This window comes from Pseudomonas fragi (assembly GCF_002269505.1).
In the GTDB taxonomy this organism is placed as follows: domain Bacteria; phylum Pseudomonadota; class Gammaproteobacteria; order Pseudomonadales; family Pseudomonadaceae; genus Aquipseudomonas; species Aquipseudomonas fragi_D.
Map to the genome: position 1 here is coordinate 66,787 of NZ_NQKQ01000023.1, position 16,753 is coordinate 83,539.

A 16,753-nucleotide genomic window follows, 5' to 3' on the forward strand; every position below is an offset into this window, starting at 1 on the left:
AGCATCCTCACGATAGAGACCGGGTGGCCTTTCGGGGTCGCAGCGGTGTAGAGATCTATCATGGTTGTCTCCCATTTCAACCCGCCAAGCCTCGACAGTTGGTAGCCGCAAGTCAAGGAACAGCGAAGAACCGATTGAAACAGTCTGCAACAAGGATTGCTCCCGCCTCGTCATTCAGGTGCAAATGATGGCCACCTGGCAACCGTTCCAGGTTGAAGGGTAGCCGATCCAGCAGCTCGGGGTGGCTTGCCAGCATGCCCTGCTCCGCCACCACCAGCGTCGTCGGGCAACTCACCCGGTGAACAAAGGCCATCGCCTGCTCATCACTCAGGCGCAAGGGCGATGGCAAGGTCAGCCGACTGTCGCTGCGCCAGCTGTAGCCTCCGGGCACCGGCATCAGGCCGCGCTGGGCAAGCAGTTCGGCGGCCTCGCGGCTGACCGCGACCAGACCTTTCATCCGCGCTTCGACAGCCCGGTCGAGTGTCGGATGCACCGACTTGCGCTTGTGCTCAAGATCCAGTTGCGCCTGCAGGGCCTGGCCCATGCGCTCGGCCGCATCACCATCGGGGCCGCTGCGCGCGACAATGCCATCAATCAAAGCCATACGCGTCACGCGCTCCGGGAACGACCCGGCAATGACCACTGACACAATTGCCCCCAACGAGTGACCGAGCAGGGCAAAGCGCTGCCAACCCAGTTGCTCGGCCACGCGCAGCACATCAAAGGCGTAGTCGGCCAATGCGTACCCGGCCCCGCGCGGGCGGTGATCGGAATGGCCATGCCCGGCAAAATCCAGGGCCACGATACGCAAGCCCGCAAGCTTTGGCGCCAGCCTGGCGAAGCTGTTGGCGTTATCCAGCCAGCCATGCAGGGCGATCACGGGCAGACCGTCCTCGGGACCGAACAGATGAGCAGCCAGTTCAATATGCGGCAGGCTCAGACGAATTTCTTCAACCACAGGGCTCATGCAAAATGCTCGTTAAAGGCCGGGATGACGCAGTTCCCAGCGGGCAAAAATCTGTTTCAGCAGGCTGGCGGTATCCTGCGGCTGTTCGAGCGGGAACATGTGCCCGCCCGGCACACTCAGTGCCTCACCGTTGGGCATGCGCGCAACCGCCCTGGCATGATGGTTCATGACCACGCGGCTGTCGCGCCCACGCACCACGGTCAGCGGCACCTGCAATTTGAAAGCATGCCCGGGACTGGTATGCGGCACGCTGCGATAGATATCGATTTCGGTGGCCGGGTCGAAACTCAAGCGCAAGCGCTCATTCACAGGCTGCAAACCGTGCTCCAGATAGGCCTCGAAGCAATCGGGGTCAAAGCTGCGAAACAGTGATTTACCGGCAAAGTAGGCACGTGCAGCTTCACGGTCGGCAAACTCTTCCCGGCGCCCTAACGTGCGACCGGCCGGAGTCAACCGGTCAATCAGGCCAAACCGTTTGGCCGCACGGATCACCCACTGATCCGCACGCGTCAGCACCGGCGAGTCCAGCATGACCACGCCGCGATACAGTTGCGGGCAGCGGATCGCTGCATGCAGGTGCAACATGCCGCCCAGGGAGTGCCCCACGCCCAGCACGGGTTCGGCTTGCTGCTGCAGGTGATGGATCAGTTCATCGACCAGGTTGTGCCAGTTATTGTCCACCGGGTAACGCGGGTCATGCCCGTGCTGTGACAAGTGGGTCACATGAAAATCCGGCGCCAGGGCACTGAACAACTTACCGTACGTGGCCGAAGGGAAGCCGTTGGCATGGGCGAAAAAAATCTGCCGAGACATACAAGGCGTCCAGAAATAGGAAATATGCCTTATTGTCTGCAGGAAGATTCCCCATATCAATGACCGTATGCGCCATGAGTGACGACACTACGGCCATTATCTGACCATTTGATCACCGCACTGGCGGTGTTTCACCCAGAGGCACAACGGCGATGGTCAGGCGGGATATGCAGTTGATTTTGCCGCTGTCATCGCTCAGGCGGATATCCCACACATGGGTGGTGCGACCGATATGAACCGGGCGTGCCACTGCACTCACCCGGCCGCTGCGTACACCACGCAAGTGATTGGCGTTGACCTCAAGGCCCACGCAATAGAATTTTTGCGTATCGATGCACATGAAGCTGGCCATCGAGCCCAGTGTTTCCGCCAGCACCACCGACGCACCGCCATGCAGCAAGCCGAAGGGCTGGTGGGTACGATGGTCCACTACCATGCTTGCGGTGATGGAGTTGTCGTCAAAAGCATCGAACGTGATGTCCAGCACATCGCAAATGGTGTTTTTGCGCATTTCATTGAGGCGTGCCAGATCTGGGTGGGTCGTCCACAAGCTCATGTGGTCATTCCTTGGTCAGTGAATGTGGGTGGCTGAGCCATTGGCCTTCAACCTTGAGATTAAAAAGCCAGTAACTCGCCCCCAACTATCTTTCACTACACCCGGACTGTGCAACGGGCGTAATGGTCAGGGGTGATGTGCATTGAGCAATGTCATGCTGCCCGCCAGCGGCCACTCACCTTCAAGCTCCACCAGACTGGCCGTATGCATGGGCTGCGGTTGACGCATGTGACCGTGCAGCAACAGGCTGATCAAGTCGCCCACAAACGGCTGATGGCTGACCAACAGCACATTGCCGCTGTCCGGCAATTGGCTGAGCGCATACTTGGGTTCACTCTCGGGCGTCAGCCACGGAACGGTGATCGGCGGGGATGAAAAGCCCAGGGCCTGGCAAACCAGCGCGGCAGTTTGCTGGGCGCGCACATAAGGGCTGACCAGGATGCAGTCCAGCGGCTGGCCGATCAAATACGCAGCGCTACGCAGCACCTGCTCACGTCCGTGGGCAGTCAGTTCACGCTCGGCATCACGGCGGGCATGGGGCTCGGCTTCGCCATGACGCAGAATCCATATTTTCATGGCTTGGTCTCTTCGCCCTTGGCGCCTGGCGTGTAGGGCGCTTCGCCTTCAGGTGCCCGAGGCGTTGGCCAGTCGGCAAACGGCCAGGGCTTTTGTTCAGTGTGGAAACTGCCGAAACGACCGATCTGCGCCAGGTAAAGGCTCAGGCTGTCACCAAAGTTCATCAAGCCGCCATTGGGCGCCCCGTAAACCAGACGGTAAATCAACTGCACCAGCACCAGCCCGCCCAGCACCAGTTGCGCGACCTGCCAGACCAGCAGGAAAACCAGCATCCACAGCACGCGCAAAACAAGCGACTCGTACTTGGGTGCGTTTTTAGTGTCGTTCATGTGCTGCTCCTGTGGTGCTCAGTTAAAACCGCTGGTGGAGATAAAGTCGACATCGGTCTTGGGCTCGCCGCGCATCAATTGCCCGATCACCTGCTCCAGGGTGTAGCCCTCGAACAGGATCGCGTGCAAGCCGGCAACCAATGGCATGTAAACGTTCAGTTCCTGCGCCTTGGCCTTGAGTACCTTGAGCGTATTCACGCCTTCGGCCACTTCACCCAGCCGGGTGACCGCATCTTCGAGGCTCAACCCCTGGCCCAGCGCAAAGCCGACCTGATAGTTGCGGCTTTTGGGCGATGAGCAGGTAACGATCAAGTCGCCTACCCCTGCCAGTCCGAGAAAGGTCATGGGGTTGGCACCCTGGCTGACGGCAAAGCGGGTCATTTCTGCCAGGGCCCGGGTAATCAGCATGCTCTTGGTGTTCTCGCCCATGCCCAGCGCCACGGCCATGCCGGCGATGATCGCGTAGACGTTTTTCAGGGCCCCGCCCAGCTCAACCCCGAAGCGGTCGGCACTGGCGTAGACACGGAACGTGCGGCCATGCAACGCCGCCTGCACGCGGCTGCAAAGCTCTTCGTCGGCGCTGGCGACCACCGTGGCGGTCAGCGCATGTTCGGCCACTTCGCGGGCAAGGTTGGGCCCGGACAGCACACCGATACGCGCCTGCGGGGCGATTTCCTCAAGGATTTCGCTCATCAGCTTGAAACTGTGGGCCTCAATGCCTTTGGTCAGGCTCACCAGCATCTTGCCGCTCAGGCGCCCGGCATGCTCCGCCAGCACGCTGCGCAAGGCGCTGGATGGCAAGGCCACAAAGCACAATTGGCAGGCATCGAGCGTCGCCTGCAGATCAGTGACCGGCTCGACCCCGGGATGAATCTTGATACCTTTAAGGTAACGAGGGTTTTCACGATTGAGGCGAATGGCCTCGGCTTGCTCGGGGTCGCGCATCCACTGATGCACTCGATGACCGTTTTCTGCCAGCAAGTTGGCCACGGCGGTGCCAAAGCTTCCGCCTCCCAAGACCGCAATAGCGTGCTGTTCAGTCATATGCAATCCCGTTATCCATCTAGCAGTGGCAATACCGGCATTATACGGAGCGCATCCCCCGCGACCAGCCCCACAGCATATAGATGGCCATGACTGAAAAAGAACATGACCTCGGTTACCATGCCGCTCTGGTACTCACACCCAAGAGGCAGCATTGCTGCACTTCAAATGAACAACTGCAGGTCAAGGATGACAATGGACAGGGGAGATGGACTGACGCACTGGCGCCTTGCTGAGGGAGCCGCGTTGCCATGATGACTCGCAGCCGGTGGGACATCCACACCCGCACGCAGATGATGAGCCTGGGCCCGGCCTTGCTGTTGACGCTGTTGCTGATCAGCTTTTTTACCTTCGTACGCATTCAGGATTTGCGCCAGGAACTCAAGCACACCGGCCAGTTGATCGCCAATCAGTTGGCCCCCGCCACCGAGTACGGAATCGTGACGGGTAACGGCGATGTGCTAGAAACCCTGATCAATGCCTCGCTGAACATCCCCCATGTTCAATTCGTACAGGTGCAGAACCGTGCCAACGATATCCTGGCCCACGCCGAGCACCCGACCACCGATACGGACAAAGGCTCGCAGGTTGAAGTGTTCCAGGCGCCGGTCAGGTTGCAAAAAAGCCCTTCCGGGGATTATTTGTTGCTCAGTAGCAATAAGCAGCCACCAGCACTCACCGAAGACTATCTGGGCCGGGTGCTGGTCGGCATGTCCGGAGAAGCGTTCAGCACCCGCCAACAGGAAATCCTGCTCAAGGCCGTCATTCTTGCCTTGTTTGCCCTGGGCTTCACTTATCTGCTGGCCAGGCGCCTGGCGTCCAACCTGTCCAGACCCATCAGCGACATGAGCAAGGCGGTCAAGGCCATCCAGCACGGCGATTTTAAAACGCCCCTGCCCGTGGTCGACGATGGCGAACTGGGCACCCTTGCCCAACACATCAACAACCTGGCCACCGGCCTGGAACAAGCCAGCCGCGAGCAACAATCAGCCATTGCCCAACTGATCCAGACCCGCGAAGAGGCCGAGCGTGCCAACCGCGCGAAAACCGACTTTCTGGCCATGATGAGCCATGAACTGCGCACGCCCATGAATGGTGTACTGGGCATGCTGCAGCTACTGGAAACCACGCAGATGACCGAGGAACAGGCCGAATATGCCGCCCTGGCGTCGGAATCCACCGAGCACCTGCTCAAGGTCATCAACGACATCCTCGACTTCTCGCGCATCGAGCGTTCCGCACTGGAGCTGGAGCATATCCCTTTCAACCTCGCCGAACTGGTCAGCAATTGCGCCCAGGCATTCCAGCACAGCGCCGTGCAACGAGGCTTGCAACTGCATCTGACAATCCCCGAGGGCATGCAGGACTTGCATGTGCTGGGCGACCCGACCCGCATCAGGCAGATCCTGGTCAATCTGATCGGCAACGCCCTGAAATTCACTGAGCGCGGCCAGGTCAGTATCGAACCGCACTGGCAACAACTGGACCACGAACTGATCTGGTTTACCTGCGCCGTGCGCGACAGCGGCATAGGCATCAACAACGAAAAACTCGACGCCATGTTCACTGCCTTCCAGCAGGCCGACAGTTCGATTTCCCGACGTTATGGCGGTACCGGCCTGGGTCTGCCCATCGCCCGCACACTGGCGGAGCGCATGGGCGGTACGTTGCACGGCAAGAGTGAAGAGGCGCAGGGTTCGGTCTTTACCCTGGAGATCCCCCTGGAACTGCACCAACCCGTCACGCTCAGCCAGAGGCCGCTGCTGGAGCCCGAAGCCAGCTGTGCGCCCGGGCGCAAAGTGCTGCTGGTGGAAGACAATCAGGTCAACCAGACCGTCATCGAGGCCATGCTGAGCAGCCTGGGGTATGAAGTGACGATGGTCAGTGACGGTGCACAGGCCATTCACTTTGCCAACACGGAGCGCTTCGCCGCGATCTTGATGGACTGCCGGCTGCCGATCATCAACGGCTATGAAGCCACCCGGCAAATCCGCCAGTTGCCCGGTTGCCGGGCCCTGCCCATCATTGCCCTGACCGCCAACGCCCTGCAGGGCGACCGGGAGACCTGCCTGCAGGCCGGAATGAACGATTATCTGGCAAAGCCGTTCAAACGCGCGGATCTGGAACAAATTCTGCTGCGCTGGGTCCAGTAACTTATGGCTAAAAGGCCACCTGCGACTGGCGTAAAAGACAAAAGTGCGGCAGTCTTAGGCACCCGAATGGGCCACTGAACCGGCCCGATTTAAATTTTCAGTGCACAAGTGTACATTCTTGTCCTTTGCGCTGTGACTTTCACTACAACGCAATAGTCTATGTGTAGGCTGGCGAACTGAAACACCTGTGTTTCAGTTGGTCGGGAAGATTTGCCCCACCCGCCGCATGGGATTATTGAGGAGCTCGCATGACCAAACAAAACGCCTTTACTCGGGAAGATCTGCTGCGCTGTAGCCGCGGCGAACTGTTCGGCCCGGGTAACGCGCAACTGCCCGCCCCTAACATGCTGATGGTGGATCGCATCACCCATATCAGTGAAGAGGGTGGCAAGTACGGCAAAGGTGAATTGGTCGCCGAGCTGGATATCACCCCGGACCTGTGGTTCTTCGCCTGCCATTTCGAAGGTGATCCGGTAATGCCAGGTTGCCTGGGCCTTGACGCCATGTGGCAGCTGGTCGGCTTCTACTTGGGCTGGCAGGGTCTGCCGGGCCGCGGTCGCGCCCTGGGTTCGGGCGAAGTGAAGTTCTTTGGCCAGGTCTTGCCGACCGCCAAAAAAGTCACTTACAACATTCAAATCAAGCGCGTCCTCAAGGGCAAGCTGAACCTGGCCATTGCCGATGGTTCGGTCACTGTCGACGGTCGCGAGATTTATACTGCCGAAGGCCTTCGGGTCGGCGTATTCACTTCCACTGACAACTTTTAAGGGTTATCCGCATGCGCCGCGTCGTTATCACTGGTCTGGGCATCGTTTCGTGCCTGGGCAATGACAAAGAGACCGTCTCCGCTAACCTGCGTGCAAGTCGCCCTGGCATCCGATTCAACCCGGAATATGCCGAAATGGGTCTGCGTAGCCAGGTTTCCGGCTCCATTGACCTGCCTCTCGAAGAGCTGATCGATCGCAAGATCTATCGCTTCGTCGGCCACGCAGCGGCTTACGCCTACCTGGCCATGAAAGACGCCATCACTGATTCGGGCCTGACCGAGGAGCAAGTCTCCAACCCGCGTACCGGCCTGATCGCCGGCTCCGGCGGCGCGTCGACCCTGAACCAGATGGAAGCGCTGGATATCCTGCGTGAAAAAGGCGTCAAGCGTGTTGGCCCGTACCGCGTTACGCGGACTATGGGTAGCACCGTTTCTGCCTGCCTGGCCACTCCCTTCAAGATCAAGGGTGTGAACTACTCGATCTCCTCTGCCTGCGCCACCAGTGCTCACTGCATCGGTACTGCCGTCGAGCAGATCCAGCTGGGCAAGCAGGACATCGTCTTTGCCGGCGGCGGCGAAGAAGAACACTGGAGCCAGTCGTTCCTGTTCGACGCCATGGGCGCCCTGTCCACTCAATACAACGACACGCCTGAAAAAGCGTCCCGTGCCTACGACAAAAACCGTGATGGCTTCGTCATCGCTGGCGGCGGCGGCATGGTTGTTGTTGAAGAACTGGAACACGCCCTGGCCCGTGGCGCCAAGATCTACGCCGAAATCGTCGGCTACGGCGCGACCTCTGACGGCTATGACATGGTTGCACCAAGCGGTGAAGGCGCCATCCGCTGCATGCAGATGGCAATGTCCACCGTTGACGGCCCGATCGACTACCTGAACACCCATGGCACCTCTACTCCGGTAGGCGATGCCAAGGAAATGGAAGGTGTGCGTGCGGTATTCGGCGACAAGGCCCCAGCCATCAGCTCGACCAAAAGCCTGTCGGGTCACTCCCTGGGCGCCGCAGGCGTTCACGAAGCGATCTACTGCCTGCTGATGATGGAAGGCAATTTCATCGCTGGCTCGGCTAACATCGAAGAGATCGATCCGGTCGTTGCTGACATGCCGATCCTGACCAAAACCCGCGAGAACGTCACGCTCAACAACGTGATGAGCAACAGCTTCGGCTTCGGTGGCACCAACGCCACTCTGGTCCTCAAGCGCTGGACTGGCAAATAAGCCACCCGCTCGCGACATGAAAAATGCCCCGACTGGTTCGGGGCATTTTTTTGCCTGAGGGAACGTACAAGCTCCAGCATGCTCTATAAAGATCAGGATGTTTAATCACTCCACGCTGAGGTTTGCCATGACTGTTACCGTTAATACCGTGTCACACGAAGGTTTTCGTCACAGCATCAAGATCGACGATTACGAAGTGTTCACCGATCTGCCCAAAACAATGGGCGGCGAAGGCAGCGCGCCTACCCCCCATGACTATTTCGATGCCGCCCTGGGTGCCTGCAAGGCGCTGACCCTGAAACTCTACGCGCAAAAGAAAGAAATCCCCCTCACCGGCGTAACGGTTGAGGTCAAGCACGACGCCAGCGAAGAGCAAAAGGGCAAGTACGCCCTGCACGTCAAACTGACCCTTAAAGGCGTATTGACCGATGCCCAGCGCGACGAACTGCACAATGTGGCAGACAAATGCCCCGTGCATAAACTGATGACCACCGCCGAGGTCACCATCGAGACCCACCTGTCTGAAGGCGCTTTCAGCCAATAACGGTCTGCAGTCTGGAGCAGCGCCGGGTTATGCTCGGCGCTCCTCCATTGCAGGGCCAGCACCATGCGCACACTGACTGTGATCCGACCTCGGGCCGAGGACGTAGAAGGCCAACCGATTTTGCGCCCCCTGCCCTCGGCAAAATGCCGCAGCGTGGGGCCATTTGTGTTTTTCGACCACATGCTGCTGACGCAATATCCACCCGGCAGCGGGATGAATATCCGACAGCATCCGCATATCGGTCTGTCTACGCTGACATACTTGTTTGAAGGCCATATTCAACACAAAGACAGCCTGGGATCTGACCAACTGGTGGGGCCCGGTGATGTCAGCTGGATGACAGCCGGTGCAGCCATTGCCCACATTGAACGCACACCCACCCAGTTGCTGGGACAAGGTTCGGCATTACACGGGCTGCAAGTGTGGCTGGCCTCGCCCAAGGCCCATGAACAAGGTGCGGGCCATTACAGCCATCATCCCGCCCACACCCTGCCGGTCAGCGACAACCTCGGCGTACAGATCCGCCTGATAGCCGGGACAGGCTTTTGCCTGACATCACCGGTGCCGGTGCTCACGCCTACCCTGTATGCCGACGTGCACATGCAAACGGCCACCACGCTGCTGGTCCCGACTGACCACCCGGAGCGCGCGCTGTATGTACTGGAAGGTGACGTGCAACTGGATGGCCTGGCCCTGGAGCCCCACAGCCTTGTGGTGCTGGAAGCAGGCGAAGAGGTGACGCTGAGCGCAGACAGTGACTGCCACCTGGTGCTGATCGGAGGAGCACCGCTGGATGGCCCGCGACGCATGAACTGGAACTTCGTCGCCAGCGACCCGGCCCTGATCGAACAGGCCAGAGCTCGCTGGGCGGCAGGCGACTGGCCGACCGTTCCCGGAGAAATCGGCCGGATCGAACTGCCTTGAAACCCGAGCCTTACAAAACCATCGCTGCTACCCAGCCAAAGGCCAGCAGTGGCAGGTTGTAATGCAGGAATGTGGGCACCACGGTGTCCCAGATGTGGTGATGCTGACCGTCAATGTTCAGACCGGAGGTCGGGCCCAGGGTAGAGTCCGACGCTGGCGAACCGGCATCGCCCAGAGCGCCTGCCGTACCGACGATACAAACGATGGCCATGGGGCTGAAGCCCAGTTGCACACACAGCGGCACAAAAATCGCCGCCAGGATCGGCACCGTCGAAAACGACGAACCGATGCCCATGGTCACCAGCAAACCCACCAGCAACATCAGTAGCGCGCCTACCCCCTTGCTGTGGTTGATCCAGCCGGCAGAGGCCTCTACCAGCGACTTGACCTCGCCTGTGGCCTTCAGGACCTCGGCAAAACCCGAAGCCGCGATCATGATGAAACCGATCATGGCCATCATTTTCATGCCTTCGGTAAACAGGTCGTCAGTTTCGCGCCAACGGACGATCCCCGACGCCGAAAAAATCAGAAAGCCTGCCAGTGCACCGATGATCATGGAACCCAGCCACAGCTGAATGATAAACGCCGCGGCAATGGCCACACCGGCCACGAGCAGGGTGCGCGGGTTATAGCTGATGGCAACCTGCTCGACCTGCTCGATCTTGCCCAGGTCATACTCGCGCTTTTTCCGATAGCTGATAAATACTGCCACCAGCAAGCCGAACAACATCCCCAAAGCCGGGATTGCCATCGCGTGGGTCACGTTGACAGCGCTGATATCCACGCCACTTTTACTGACGTTGGCGAGCAGGATCTGGTTAAGGAAGATATTGCCAAAACCCACCGGCAAGAACATGTACGGCGTGATCAAACCGAAGGTCATGACGCAGGCGATCAGGCGACGGTCGATTTTCAGTTTGGTCAGCACATACAACAGCGGCGGAACCAACAGCGGGATAAAGGCGATATGGATCGGCAGAATATTCTGCGATGAAATAGCCACCACCAGCAGCAAGCCGATCAACAACCACTTGACCCGATTGCCACCCACGGCCTGCTGCTTGTTGACCATGCGCAGTGCTTTGTCGGCCATGGCATGTGCCAGGCCCGACTTAGCAATGGCTACAGCGAAAGCGCCCAGCATCGCGTAGGACAAAGCGACCTGAGCACCACCACCCAAGCCGCCATTAAACGCATTGAGCGTCGCCTCGATACCCAGCCCGCCGACAAGGCCACCCACAAGGGCACCCACAATCAGTGCGATAACCACATGCACACGGGACAAACTGAGCACCAGCATGATGCCGACCGCGGCAATTACTGCATTCATCATTACAACCTCATAGCGCGCGCCACGATAAAAACACCGTAAAGCGGAAAATTTCGGGCAAAAGAAGACTGTTCCAATCGCAGGATCTGGAAAGGTGGACATATTTGGGGGCGCACACTTTGCAGCACCATCAGCGCCTTGTCAAAGCGCATGCCAAAGGCCACCGGGCAATCTGTTTGAAACGGCCTTAACCCTAGTATTTAAAGGGCTAAATCGATTTTTTAAAGTCCGGGTAAAACGTTAAAAACTGTGGTTTTGGCGTAAAGAAAATTCCATAGCAGCCGCTAACAGACAAAGCCTCTTTTTAGGATGTCTCCATGTCGCTCAGACAGCTTTCCATTCAATGGAAAATCACCCTTCTTGCCGGACTCAGCCTGATCGGCGTTGTCACGCTGCTGGTGGGGCTTTCTCTCTATCGCATGAATCACACTGCCGATCTGGTGGAGGCATCCAGCTCACAGATGCTCAATGAGGCTGCACAGGCCCGCATTGAAGCGCAGGGTGAAGCCCAGGCACTGGCAATCAGCCGCCAGTTTATGGACGCCTACCAGTACGGAAACGGCTTCGCCCGCCAAGTCCTGTTTTTGCGTGAGCAATCGGAAAAACGCTTTCTGGATGCTTTCGACCTGCGTGAAGACCTGACCCGCCAGGTCAAGGCCGCGCTGCAAGCCAATCCGGACTTGCTGGGCCTGTCGCTGGTGTTTGAAGCCAACGCGCTGGATGGCAAGGACCAACTGTTCGACCATCAAAAAGAGCTGGGCAGCAACGACAAGGGCCGTTTTGCCTTGTACTGGTCGCAACCGACGCCAGGCAAACTGACCTCGATGGCACTCCCCGAGTCAGACATGGCCGATACCAGCACCGGGCCCAGCGGTCAGGCCAACAACACATGGTTCACCTGCCCCCGCGTCACGCGCAAACCGTGCATTATCGAGCCTTACTTTTATCAAATCGACGGGCAGAACGTACTGCTGACCAGCATCGTTTTCCCGCTGATCGTCGATGGTAAAGTCATCGCCTCGCTGTCGGTAGATATCAACCTCAACAGCTTGCAGGCTATCAGCCTGCACGCCAGCCAGAAACTCTACAACGGCGAAACTCGGGTGGGCATTATCAGCTCGGCCGGCATTCTGGCCGGTTTCAGCGCCGATGCCAGTAAACTTGCCCAACGTCTCGATCAGGTCGACAGCAACGATGGCACGGCCCTGATCCGGATGATGGCCAGCGGTGATCAGGTACAAAGCATCCGCAGCCAGCAACGCCTGAAGGTGCTCACGCCCTTCCTGCCAATTCCGGGCAGCAAGCCGTGGGGCGTGCTGCTCGACGTACCTGAGAAGGTTCTGGTCGGCCCGGCCCGGGCGTTGCAAGCCGAACTGGACGAGCGCAACAAAGCCGGGGCCTTGACCGAGCTGGCCTGGGGCTCACTGGCCGCAATTATCGGCTTGCTGCTGGTGTGGATGCTGGCTCGCAGTGTTACCCGGCCAATCCTCGGCGTGGCCAATATGCTGGAAGACATTGCCAGCGGTGAAGGCGATCTGACCCGCCGCCTGGCCTACGATAAGAAAGATGAATTGGGACAACTGGCCAGCTGGTTCAACCGTTTCCTCGACAAACTGCAACCGACCATTGCCGAAGTGAAACGCTCGGTACAGGACGCACGCAGCACAGCCGACCAGTCGGCAGCCATTGCCACCCAGACCAGCGCCGGTATGGAGCAGCAATACCGCCAGGTCGACCAGGCCGCTACAGCTTCCCATGAGATGAGCGCAACGGCCCAGGATGTCGCCCGCAGCGCTGCCCAGGCGGCCCAGGCGGCCCGTGATGCCGACCAGGCTACACGCCAGGGTTTGACCATCATCGATCGCACCACCAGTAGCATTGACCACCTGGCTGCCGACATGAGCGTGGCCATGACTCAAGTCGAAGGGCTGGCCGCCAACAGCGAAAAAATCGGTTCGGTGCTGGAAGTTATTCGTGCAATCGCCGAGCAGACCAACCTCCTCGCCCTCAACGCGGCCATCGAAGCCGCACGTGCAGGGGAAGCCGGACGTGGTTTTGCGGTGGTAGCAGATGAAGTTCGCAACCTGGCACGTCGCACTCAGGAATCGGTTGAAGAAACCCGTCAGGTCATCGAACAACTGCAAGCCGGCACTCAGGAGGTGGTCAGCTCCATGAGCAACAGCCATCGCCAGGCCCAAGACAGTGTCGAGCAGGTGGGGCAAGCGGTCACGGCCTTGCAGCAAATCGGTGATGCGGTGACCGTAATTACCGACATGAATCTGCAAATTGCCAGTGCGGCAGAGGAACAGAGTGCCGTCGCCGAAGAGATCAACAACAACGTAGCCACCATTCGCGATGTAACGGAGTCTTTGTCGGAACAGGCCAATGAATCTGCGCGGGTCAGCCAGTCCCTCAACTCGCTGGCCAACCAGCAGCAAAAATTGATGGATCAGTTCCGCGTTTGATTGTCAGGGCGATGCCGGCTTTACGCCGTCGTCGCCCTTTGCTTATGCGCCGGTAGCTTGATTCTCACCAGCAACCCGCCCAACTCACCCGTCTCAAGCTGTAACGCCCCACCCCACGCATCGACAATGTCGCGCACGATCCCAAGACCCAGACCGTGACCGCTGGCTTGCTCGTCCAGGCGCGTCCCACGGCTGAACACCTGAGCTCGCTCCGCTTCAGGGATGCCCGGGCCATCATCCTGTACTTCAATCAAAAACCCGTCGATGGTTTGGCAAATACTCAGTTCAACCCGGGAGTCCGCCCATTTACAGGCGTTATCCAGAAGATTGCCGAGCAACTCGAGCATGTCTTCCCGATCCCAGGGCAACAGCAGCCCCGGCGCAACGTTGTGCGTCAGTTGCAGATGCTCGCCGTGAATCATCCCCAGGGTCGACAGCAGCCCCGGCAACTCTGCATCCGCATCGAATTGCGCACCCGGCAAGGCATCACCCGCAAGTCGCGCACGGTTGAGCTCGCGGCTCATGCGTTGCTGTATCTGCTCCAACTGCTCACGCAATGTGGTTTGTATCTGAGGATAAGCTGCAAGCCGCGGATCGTTGACCAAGCTGATCAACACCGCTAGCGGCGTTTTAAGTGCATGCCCCAGGTTGCCCAGCGCGTTGCGCGAGCGCTTGAGGTTGTCTTCGGTATGGGCCAGCAAGTGGTTGATCTGCGTCACCAGCGGCTCAAGCTCAATGGGCACCCGTGCATCCAGCTGTGAACGCTGTCCAGACTGAAGTTGAGAGATTTGTTGGCGTGCCCTTTCCAATGGGCGCAAGGCACGACGGACAGTGACACGCTGCAGCAGCAAAATCACGATCAGGGCCAAAACCCCCATGCCAAGGCCGATCCTCTGAACTTGACGAAAGCTTTCTCGTATCGGCGTGTAGTCCTGAGCCACCGTAATTGAAACTGCCTGGCCAAGTCGCTGATAGTCACTGCGCAAAACCAGCAGCATCTGCCCTTCCGGGCCAGGTTGTAACTCTCGGTTCAAGCCCGGCTGATCGGGGCGCGGCAATTGCGCGTCCCACAGCGAGCGTGAACGCCAGTGAGTGTCACCGAATTCAATACTGAAATAGTGCCCCGAAAAAGGCCGTTGATAGGCTGGCGACAAACGCCGCTCATCCAGCTGCAAGCCTTGGGGGCCACGGCTCAAGGCAATCAGCAAGTTCTCGCTGTCGTTTTGCAGGCCTGACTCCAGATAACGTTGAAGGCCATTTTCAAACAACCAGAGACTGACCTGACCTACCACCAGGCCGGCAATCAAAAGCACGCTGACCAACCCCAGGCTCAAGCGCCTCTGAATGGATTTCACTGACTGACCGCGCCGAACATATACCCCTGACCACGGCGGGTTTCGATGACTGTGCGCCCAAGTTTACGACGCAGATGGTTCACATGAACCTCAAGCACATTGGAGTCACGTTCGGTCTCGCCGTCATAGAGATGTTCAGCCAGGTGGCTTTTGGAAAGGATCTGTTGCGGGTGCAACATGAAATAGCGCAACAGCCGAAACTCGGCAGCGGTCAGCTGCACCTCTGCCCCGTCCTGAATGACACATTGACGACCCTCATCCAGTTGCAGCCCGGCAGACTGCAATAAAGGCTGATTCGACTGCCCGTGGGAGCGACGCAACAACGCCTGCACCCGTAACTGCAGCTCTTCAGGATGAAAGGGTTTGGTCACGTAATCATCAGCGCCGGCTTTAAGCCCGTCTATGCGCTCTGACCATGAACTGCGTGCAGTCAGAATCAGTACAGGCGTGGCCAGGCCTTGTGCTCGCCACTGCTTGAGTACTTCGATACCAGGCATTCCGGGCAAGCCCAGATCAAGAATAATCAGGTCATACGGCTCACTCTGCCCCTGATAAAGGGCATCACGGCCATCGGCCAGCCAATCAACTGCGTAGCCCAGACGCGTCAAACCGGCCATCAACTCATCTGCCAAAGGAACGTGATCTTCAACCAGCAGCAACCGCATTAATCATCCACCTCGTCTTTGAGCAACTGGCCATTACTGGCGTTTAGCTTGATCTCGCGCACTACGCCACTGGTCGTCAGCAACTCAACCTCGTAGACATAAATATCGTCATCTTCCTCCAGTTCTACCTCCAGCAACTTTGCGCCAGGGTGTCGCTCCAGGGCTTTTTGCAGCAGTTGCTCCAGGGGCTGAATAAGTCCTTGCTCCCGCAAACGTAATGCCTCGTCTTGCCCCAGGTCTCGCGCAATGGCCAGGGAGCAGAAAGCACAGAGCACAAGTACGACAAATCCGCCAACTCGAAGGTTCACTGTCATCACTTACCTCTATAGCCTCCGTTGCGCGTCATTCTTGCGATATCAAAAGGTCGGAGCATAACGCCACTGGCTTAATTGAAACTGAATTGGCTGTCACGATACCGCATGGCTGGAGGTATACACCTGCTGCGGGCGTTAACTGTTAAACTGCGCCCCTGCATTTATCGCTCAGGCGATAGTCACCTTTTCAGAGCTATAAATATTGTGGAAATTTTCAAAGAGTTTACCTTCGAATCTGCGCACCGCCTGCCTTACGTTCCTGAAGGCCATAAATGCGGCCGCCTGCACGGTCACTCCTTCAAGGTTGCTATTCATCTAAGCGGCGACATTGACCCGGCAACGGGCTGGATCCGTGACTTTTCGGAAATCAAAGCGATTTTCAAACCGCTTTATGAGCTGCTTGATCACAACTACCTCAACGACATTCCTGGCCTGGAAAACCCGACCAGCGAAGTTCTGGCCAAGTGGATCTGGCAACAGCTCAAGCCTTTGCTTGCAGAACTGTCGGCAATTCGTATTCATGAAACCTGCACCAGTGGCTGTATTTACTACGGCGATTGAGTCCCAGGCTCTAAAAAACCACCTTGCGAGGTGGTTTTTTTTGCCCTGATGAAAGCAAGGGCAGCGGATAAATGGCCACAGAATGCGCCGAAACTTTTCTCGGCGCAAAAACAAACCCCCTGTCTGCGTTAGCAGACAGGGGGTTTGGAATTTAATCTTGA

Annotated in this window: 17 protein-coding genes and 1 pseudogene; 8 read left to right on the forward strand and 10 right to left on the reverse strand. The window is 58.2% G+C overall.

What is annotated here, in order from left to right:
• Positions 1-112: 112 nt before the first annotated feature.
• From CJU81_RS18225 to CJU81_RS18250, 6 genes are all read right to left on the reverse strand, one after another.
• On the reverse strand, positions 113-967 hold the full coding sequence (locus CJU81_RS18225; RefSeq protein ID WP_095037744.1) for an alpha/beta hydrolase: 855 nt from the start codon (positions 965-967) through the stop codon (positions 113-115).
• Positions 968-979: 12 nt separating this feature from the next.
• Positions 980-1,780, reverse strand: a complete 801-nt coding sequence (locus CJU81_RS18230; RefSeq protein ID WP_095037745.1) for an alpha/beta fold hydrolase — start codon at positions 1,778-1,780, stop codon at positions 980-982.
• Between the two features lie 112 nt (positions 1,781-1,892).
• A complete protein-coding gene (locus CJU81_RS18235; protein WP_095037746.1) occupies positions 1,893-2,336 on the reverse strand; it encodes a hotdog fold thioesterase in 444 nt (147 codons plus the stop codon).
• A 126-nt stretch (positions 2,337-2,462) separates the two neighbouring features.
• Complete coding sequence (gene sixA / locus CJU81_RS18240) at positions 2,463-2,912, reverse strand: phosphohistidine phosphatase SixA (RefSeq protein ID WP_095037747.1); 450 nt, start codon at positions 2,910-2,912, stop codon at positions 2,463-2,465.
• On the reverse strand, positions 2,909-3,241 hold the full coding sequence (locus CJU81_RS18245) for a DUF4389 domain-containing protein (protein WP_095028824.1): 333 nt from the start codon (positions 3,239-3,241) through the stop codon (positions 2,909-2,911). The genes sixA and CJU81_RS18245 overlap by 4 nt, the downstream gene beginning before the upstream one ends.
• 18 nt (positions 3,242-3,259) lie before the next feature.
• The gene (locus tag CJU81_RS18250; RefSeq protein WP_095028825.1) at positions 3,260-4,285 is read right to left on the reverse strand and encodes an NAD(P)H-dependent glycerol-3-phosphate dehydrogenase; all 1,026 of its coding nucleotides are present in this window, start codon (positions 4,283-4,285) and stop codon (positions 3,260-3,262) included.
• Positions 4,286-4,536: 251 nt separating this feature from the next.
• On the opposite strand from CJU81_RS18250, the gene CJU81_RS18255 reads away from it, so the two are divergent.
• The 5 genes from CJU81_RS18255 to CJU81_RS18275 all read left to right on the forward strand — a co-directional run bounded on the left by CJU81_RS18255 (position 4,537) and on the right by CJU81_RS18275 (position 9,902).
• On the forward strand, positions 4,537-6,438 hold the full coding sequence (locus tag CJU81_RS18255; protein WP_095037748.1) for a response regulator: 1,902 nt from the start codon (positions 4,537-4,539) through the stop codon (positions 6,436-6,438).
• A gap of 248 nt (positions 6,439-6,686) precedes the next feature.
• Complete coding sequence (fabA, locus tag CJU81_RS18260) at positions 6,687-7,202, forward strand: 3-hydroxyacyl-[acyl-carrier-protein] dehydratase FabA (RefSeq protein ID WP_003210552.1); 516 nt, start codon at positions 6,687-6,689, stop codon at positions 7,200-7,202.
• 11 nt (positions 7,203-7,213) lie between these two features.
• Complete coding sequence (gene fabB, locus CJU81_RS18265) at positions 7,214-8,434, forward strand: beta-ketoacyl-ACP synthase I (protein WP_095028827.1); 1,221 nt, start codon at positions 7,214-7,216, stop codon at positions 8,432-8,434.
• Between the two features lie 127 nt (positions 8,435-8,561).
• A complete protein-coding gene (locus CJU81_RS18270) occupies positions 8,562-8,978 on the forward strand; it encodes an OsmC family protein (RefSeq protein ID WP_095028828.1) in 417 nt (138 codons plus the stop codon).
• Between the two features lie 63 nt (positions 8,979-9,041).
• The gene (locus CJU81_RS18275; RefSeq protein ID WP_095037749.1) at positions 9,042-9,902 is read left to right on the forward strand and encodes a pirin family protein; all 861 of its coding nucleotides are present in this window, start codon (positions 9,042-9,044) and stop codon (positions 9,900-9,902) included.
• Positions 9,903-9,912: 10 nt separating this feature from the next.
• Here CJU81_RS18275 and CJU81_RS18280 read toward each other — a convergent pair whose 3' ends face one another.
• Positions 9,913-11,232, reverse strand: coding sequence for a Na+/H+ antiporter family protein (locus tag CJU81_RS18280; RefSeq protein ID WP_095037757.1), 1,320 nt, complete (start codon positions 11,230-11,232; stop codon positions 9,913-9,915).
• 1,457 nt (positions 11,233-12,689) lie between these two features.
• Here CJU81_RS18280 and CJU81_RS24455 point away from each other — a divergent pair.
• Both CJU81_RS24455 and CJU81_RS24460 read left to right on the forward strand, forming a co-directional pair.
• Positions 12,690-12,839: pseudogene (locus CJU81_RS24455) on the forward strand (HAMP domain-containing protein); the annotation flags it as partial.
• A 102-nt stretch (positions 12,840-12,941) separates the two neighbouring features.
• The gene (locus tag CJU81_RS24460) at positions 12,942-13,697 is read left to right on the forward strand and encodes a methyl-accepting chemotaxis protein (protein ID WP_441007422.1); all 756 of its coding nucleotides are present in this window, start codon (positions 12,942-12,944) and stop codon (positions 13,695-13,697) included.
• Between the two features lie 20 nt (positions 13,698-13,717).
• Here the strand turns inward: CJU81_RS24460 and CJU81_RS18290 are convergent, their stop codons facing one another.
• From CJU81_RS18290 to CJU81_RS18300, 3 genes are read right to left on the reverse strand one after another with little or no spacing between them, the layout of a single operon-like run.
• Entirely contained in the window at positions 13,718-15,052 is a 1,335-nt protein-coding gene (locus CJU81_RS18290; RefSeq protein ID WP_095037751.1) for an ATP-binding protein, read from the reverse strand.
• The gene (locus CJU81_RS18295; protein ID WP_095037752.1) at positions 15,049-15,717 is read right to left on the reverse strand and encodes a response regulator transcription factor; all 669 of its coding nucleotides are present in this window, start codon (positions 15,715-15,717) and stop codon (positions 15,049-15,051) included. The genes CJU81_RS18290 and CJU81_RS18295 overlap by 4 nt, the downstream gene beginning before the upstream one ends.
• Complete coding sequence (locus tag CJU81_RS18300; RefSeq protein WP_095037753.1) at positions 15,717-16,031, reverse strand: PepSY domain-containing protein; 315 nt, start codon at positions 16,029-16,031, stop codon at positions 15,717-15,719. Before CJU81_RS18300 ends, CJU81_RS18295 begins: the two co-directional genes overlap by 1 nt.
• A 204-nt stretch (positions 16,032-16,235) precedes the next feature.
• Here CJU81_RS18300 and queD point away from each other — a divergent pair, with 204 nt between their 5' ends.
• Entirely contained in the window at positions 16,236-16,592 is a 357-nt protein-coding gene (queD, locus tag CJU81_RS18305; protein WP_095037754.1) for a 6-carboxytetrahydropterin synthase QueD, read from the forward strand.
• The last annotated feature ends 161 nt before the right edge of the window (positions 16,593-16,753 follow it).